Annotated in this window: 4 protein-coding genes; 2 read left to right on the forward strand and 2 right to left on the reverse strand. The window is 72.6% G+C overall.

Annotated features, from left to right (window positions below):
• Positions 1–47: 47 nt before the first annotated feature.
• On the reverse strand, positions 48–881 hold the full coding sequence (locus ACWGIG_RS36460; RefSeq protein ID WP_453326011.1) for a lysozyme: 834 nt from the start codon (positions 879–881) through the stop codon (positions 48–50).
• A gap of 138 nt (positions 882–1,019) precedes the next feature.
• On the opposite strand from ACWGIG_RS36460, the gene ACWGIG_RS36465 reads away from it, so the two are divergent.
• Positions 1,020–1,517 (forward strand): MarR family winged helix-turn-helix transcriptional regulator, encoded by a 498-nt coding sequence (locus ACWGIG_RS36465; RefSeq protein ID WP_453326012.1) that lies wholly within the window; start codon positions 1,020–1,022, stop codon positions 1,515–1,517.
• Positions 1,518–1,636: 119 nt separating this feature from the next.
• Here ACWGIG_RS36465 and ACWGIG_RS36470 read toward each other — a convergent pair whose 3' ends face one another.
• Positions 1,637–2,416: a protein phosphatase 2C domain-containing protein gene (locus ACWGIG_RS36470; RefSeq protein WP_453326013.1), complete on the reverse strand. Its 780-nt coding sequence runs from the start codon at positions 2,414–2,416 to the stop codon at positions 1,637–1,639.
• Positions 2,417–2,791: 375 nt separating this feature from the next.
• Between ACWGIG_RS36470 and ACWGIG_RS36475 the strand changes: the two genes are divergently transcribed.
• Positions 2,792–5,410: nitrate- and nitrite sensing domain-containing protein (locus ACWGIG_RS36475; RefSeq protein WP_453326014.1), on the forward strand; the 2,619-nt coding region annotated here is incomplete at its 3' end.

The raw sequence follows: 5,410 nt of genomic DNA on the forward strand, positions 1-5,410 counted from the left end.
GGACCCCCGGCGCCCACGCGCCGGGGGTCCCTTCACGTGTTCAGCCGTCAGCCGTTGGCGAGGGCGCGCACGCGGTCGATGGCCCCGTTGAACTTGTTGTGGTCGCCGACGATCGGGCCCGACGAGGTGTACTGCCACATCGTGTACGTGCCCCAGCCCGCCGGGAGTTCACCGACGGTGCTGTTGTACCGGGCCACCCACAGCGGGTTGCTCGCGCCGAAGCCCGCGTAGTTGCCGGTGCAGCTCTTCCACCAGCTGGTCGCCGTGTAGATGACGGCGTCGCGCCCGGTCTTGGCCTTGTACGTGTTCAGGAAGTCCCTGATCCACGCCACCATCTGGGACTGCGTCTTGCCGTAGCACTGTGCCCCGTACGGATTCCACTCGATGTCCAGCGCGCCGGGCAGCGTCCGGCCGTCGCGCGACCAGCCGCCCCCGTTGCCCGCGAAGTAGGTGGCCTGGGCGGCGCCGCTGGAGCTGTTGGGCAGGGCGAAGTGGTAGGCCCCGCGGATCATCCCGCTGTTGTACGAGCCGTTGTACTGCTGCGCGAAGTAGGGGTTCTTGTAGCCGGTCCCCTCGGTGGCCTTGGCGTACGCCCACTTGACCCCGCTGGTCCACAGCGCGGCCCAGTTGACGTTTCCCTGGTGGCTGGAGACGTCCACGCCCTCGGTCTGTTCGGCGAAGGGTGCGGACGGGGGCAGCGGGCCCTGCCCGTCGTGCGGGACGACGCCCATGCCCATGTGGGCGGAGCCGGGCGGGGGAGTGGGGGAGGGAGCCGTTCCTGCGGTGGCCGCGGCTCCTGCGGCTCCTGCGGTGAGGGCCAGGCCGAGTGCGGCGGCGGTGACGGCGGCGGTGACGGCGGATCTTGCTCTGAGCACGTGCATTGCGTGCCTCCGAAAGATCGACAAAGCGACTGAGGTGGCCTTGCCGAACGAAAGCTACGCACGTAGACCGGTGGGGCGGAAGAGGGCCTCTGTGCCGACATTGGTCCACACCTGCGAAATACTGGACGAACTGCGGTGATGCCTGCCGCTGAAAGTTGCCGGACCGCTTCGGAGTCGGCGCACGAGTCGACAAGAGAGGTCGTCGTGGATCAGGAATTCCTCGCGCTGGAGCGGGAGTTGGCGCTTTTTCTGCGCAGGGCGCGGGCGTCGTCGGGCGATCTGGCCCGCGAGGTCCACCCCGAACTGGAGCCTGCCGCGTACGGCCTCCTCGTCCGCCTGGACGAGGCGGACCGGCAGCGGGCCACGGAGCTGGCGGCCTGGTTCGGCGTGGGCAAGGCGACGATGAGCAGGCAGCTCCGCGCCCTGGAGGAGCTGGGCCTGGTCGCCCGCGAACCGGACCCGGCGGACGGCCGCGCCTCACTGGTCCTGCTCACCCAGGAGGGCCGGGAACGCTTCCGCCGCGTCCGCGACGCACGACGGGCGAGCTACGTCCAGAAGCTGGCGGACTGGGACCGGGTGGAGGTGGCGGAACTGGCGCGGCTCCTCCACCAGTTGAATACGCGCGCGGAGGGGTAGTGCGTGGGGGCGGCCCCGCTGCCCCAGGGGGCCCGGGGCAGCATTTTGGGGCGCGGGGAACTGCGCGACCAGCCACGACGCGCCCGCACAGAGACCACCGGCCCGCCCCCCCCCCCCCGCTACAACTCCGCGTACACGACCGCCGCGTCGTCGTGCCGCTTCCAGCGGTTCGTGGCCGCGCCCCGCTCCAACTCCCGCACCCGGTCGATCAAGGCCTGCGCCCCCTCCTTGCGGAGGACCCCCATGCACTCCGTCCAGTCCCCGGCCCCGAAGGTGTCGACCCACCGCGTGACCCCGTCCGTCATGGCCGCGACCGCCCGCACCTCCTCCCGCGGCGTCTCCCCGACGACCGCCCGCTCCGCGACCGCGGGATCCGCCGCCGCGGTGAAGAAGCCTCCCTCCGCGTTCCGGTAGACGTCGGCCGTGGCGTGCGACCGGAGCGCTTCCTCGGGCACCCGGTCCAGCCGGTCGTCCAGTACCGCCCGTACCGACCCGTCCGCCCCCTCCAGCAGCAGCGCCGAATCCGAAAGCACCAGGTGCTCGACCGTCGCCGCCCCCCAACGCACCATCACCACGGTTGCCTGAGGCGTGCGGACGTGAGAAAGGTCACAGGTGGACCGGTGGGCGTCCGCGGTGCGCGAGAGGGCGGCGGACAGCACTTCCCGGAGGGTCAATTCCGGCCGCGAACCGGACAATTCGATCAGTGCGCCGCCGAGTCGTGCCGTGACCCACGGTACGGAGTGCACGCACCCCGTCTCGCTCGGTGGCGGGGTCACCCCGTCCAGGACGACGAGGGTTCCACCCTGGCCGGTCGGCCCCGCCGCAGGCAGCGCCACGGACGTCCAGTCCTCGTTGGGGCGTTCGGGGTCTCCGGGGGCGGTGGCGAGTTCGATGCGCATGAGGGCCAGTCTGCCGGACCCTGCCCGGCGACCCGTGAGAGGCGCGAATTGGCCCATACCAGCAGGTCAGCTGCCTGCTTTTAGATGGAATGATCCATTCCGGGAAGCTGCGGGGGTGCATCTTGCCAAAGCCCGCACGGAACTTCCAACCGGCACACCGAAAGGGCGGCTGACGGACCGTGACGGAAGTTGTTCGCCAACTCCCGAGTGATGTTCACTCGTTCGGGTGGCGGAGCGGTTGATGCACGCTTCCCTCCCCGGGGGCTGGAATGGTCGAAGGCTGAATCAGGGGTGGGGGTGGGGCGCTCGGTCCGCATGTGTCCAGACGTAGATGTACGAGCCGTCACCTCGGCCACCTGAGCGGACGAACCAAGAATGCGAGCACCGGTGCAGAACAAGCGGCCTCGGGGCGGCAACGTCAGCAATGAAGGCCTCCCGGGCGAGCAGACCCCGACCCGGCCCCAGGACCAGCCCCCGGGCCAGGTGCAGGGCCGGACCCCGGAGCAGCCGCAGGGCCAGAACCCGGACCGGGCGCAAGGGCGGACCCCGGACCGGACCCAAGGCCAGGCGCCGGGCCGGTCGCAGGGTCAGGCCCCGGACCGGACCCAAGGTCAGCCGCAAGGCCAGATTCCGGGCCGGGCGGAAGACCGGGCGCAAGGCCGGGTCCCGGACCAGTCGCAAGGTCTGGCCCCGGACCAGGTCCACGGCGGGCCTCAGGGGCAGGCTCAAGGACCGGCCCAGAGTCGCCCCCAGGCCCAGGCCCAGGCCCAGGTCCCGCCCCCGGCCCCGGCCCAGGTCCAGCCCTCCGGCCCCACCAAGCAGTCACGCCCCAAGCGGGTGCGCAACCGCCTCGTCGCCTCCGTGGCCGCCGTCGGTGTCGTCGTGCTGGCGGCCGGAGCCCCGGCCCTGATCAGCGCGTCCGACGAACTGACCCGTTCCCAGGACCTCCTGGACCTCTCCGAGCTCAACCGGCAGGCCCTCGCCCTCGCGCACTCCCTCGCGGACGAGCGCGACGAGGCGACCGCTCTCGCGGCGGACCCCGCTTCCTCCGGAGCGGGCGCCGACAGCCGCGACAAGAACACCCCCCAGGGCGACCGCACCTCCCGCGTGGACCGCCAGATCGCCGAGCTCACCGCGCACGACGCAGCCGATCTGCCCGCCTCCGTACGCACCGCGCTCGCGAAGATCCCCGCCCTGCGCCGCACCGCCGACAGCGGGAAGCCCAGCACCGGCACCAGCACCGGCGGAGCCGGCAGCACCCCCCTCGACCTCCACAAGGCCTACTCCACCGCCCTCGACGAGCTCCGCGGTCTCTCCCGCGACCTCGCCCGCAAGACCCCGCCCCGGGCCGGCGGCTCCGGCACCGCGCCCGCCACCCTCGGCAACGCCGTCGAGCAGGCCGCCGCCACCCGCGGCCTGCTGCTCGCCGCGTTCGCCGTGCCGCGCGGCGAGTCCACGGTCCGCCTCGACCCGGCCACCGGGCTGCTCGTACGGAGCGAGAGCGGCAACGGCAAGCAGGTCCGCGACGCGCTCAGCGCCGCCGCCCAGCAGGCCCGCCACCGCGAGCAGGCGGCCCTCGCCGACTTCGCCCTCGCCGCGCCCGCCAAGGACCGGGACTCCTTCGCCGCGACCGTCAGCGGCCCCGAGGTCAAGACCGCCGAGCAGTACCTGAACGCCCTCACCGACCAGGCCACCCTCAGCACCGCCGACCGCCGCATCGGCGCGGAGAAGGTCGACGCCGCGCTGACCGCCCGCGTCGACCGGATGCGCGGAGCCGAGGCGGCCCTCGCCTCCGCGCAGGCGCAGAACCTCGCCGCCCTGCGCGACGACGACGTCTCCGCCCTCGAATTCCGCATCGGCCTGCTCGCCGCCTGCTTCCTGCTCGCCGTCGGCATCTCCACCGCCGTCGCCCGTACGCTCACCCAGCCGCTCGCCGTGCTGCGCCTGGGCGCGGCCCGCCTCGCGGCGGCCCCCGAGACCGAGGAGCCGGTCCGCTACACCGGGCGCAACGACGAGTACGCCCAGGTCGTACGGTCCCTCAACAGCCTGCACGGAAAGCTGCTCGACCTCGGTGCCCGCACCGAAAAGCTCGCGGGCGACCGCAGCCACCTGGTCGGCCAGCGCGAGACCCTCGACGCCCAGCGCCGTACCCTCGCCGCCGAGAACAGCCAACTCGCAGCGGAACACGCCGAGTTGCTGGCCCGTGCCCAGGAATCCACGGCGAAGCTGACCGAGCTCAGGTCCACCGTCCACTCCTCCTTCGTCAAGCTCTCGCTGCGCACCCTCGGCGTCGTCGAGCGCCAGCTCGCCGTCATCGAGACGCTGGAGGAGCGCGAGCAGGACCCGGACCGCCTCGCCACCCTCTTCAAGCTCGACCACATGGCGACCGTGATGCGCCGCCACGGCGAGAACCTCCTGGTCCTCGCGGGCACCGAGCACGGCGTCGCGCACACCGGACCCGTCCCGCTCGTCGACGTGCTGCGCGCCTCGATCAGCGAGATCGAGCGGTACGAGCGGGTCACTCTGCAGGCCCTCCCGCCGCACGCCCAGATCGCCGGGTACGCGGCCGACGACCTCAGCCACCTCCTCGCCGAGATCCTGGAGAACGCCACCTCCTTCTCGCCGCCCGACGCGCACGTCCAGCTCTCCGGCTGGTTCCTGGAGAGCGGCGAGATCATGCTGTCCGTGCAGGACGAGGGCATCGGCATGGCCCCCGACCGGCTCTCCGACCTCAACGCGCGGCTGGCGCAGCCGGCGGAGTACACCCCGGTGGGCGACGGCGAAGGCCTCGGCCTCCAGGTCGCCGCGCTGCTGGCCGCCCGGCACGGCGTACGCATCCAGCTGCGCGAGCAGAAGCAGGGCGGCACGACGGCCGTCCTGGTCCTTCCCAAGGCGCTCCTGCCGGCCGAGCCGCCCGCCGTACCGGCCGTGACGGAGGTACTGCACCAGCTGCCGGGCTCGGTCGCCGAGGCCAACTCCCACACCCTGCCGGGC

This window comes from Streptomyces sp. NPDC054863 (assembly GCF_053610825.1).

What these genes read in the sequence shown, in the direction of transcription:
- ACWGIG_RS36460 (WP_453326011.1), bottom strand. Translation starts at nt 881, where the DNA reads ATGCACGTGCTCAGAGCAAGATCCGCCGTCACCGCCGCCGTCACCGCC.
- ACWGIG_RS36465 (WP_453326012.1), top strand. Translation starts at nt 1,020, where the DNA reads ATGCCTGCCGCTGAAAGTTGCCGGACCGCTTCGGAGTCGGCGCACGAG.
- ACWGIG_RS36470 (WP_453326013.1), bottom strand. Translation starts at nt 2,416, where the DNA reads ATGCGCATCGAACTCGCCACCGCCCCCGGAGACCCCGAACGCCCCAAC.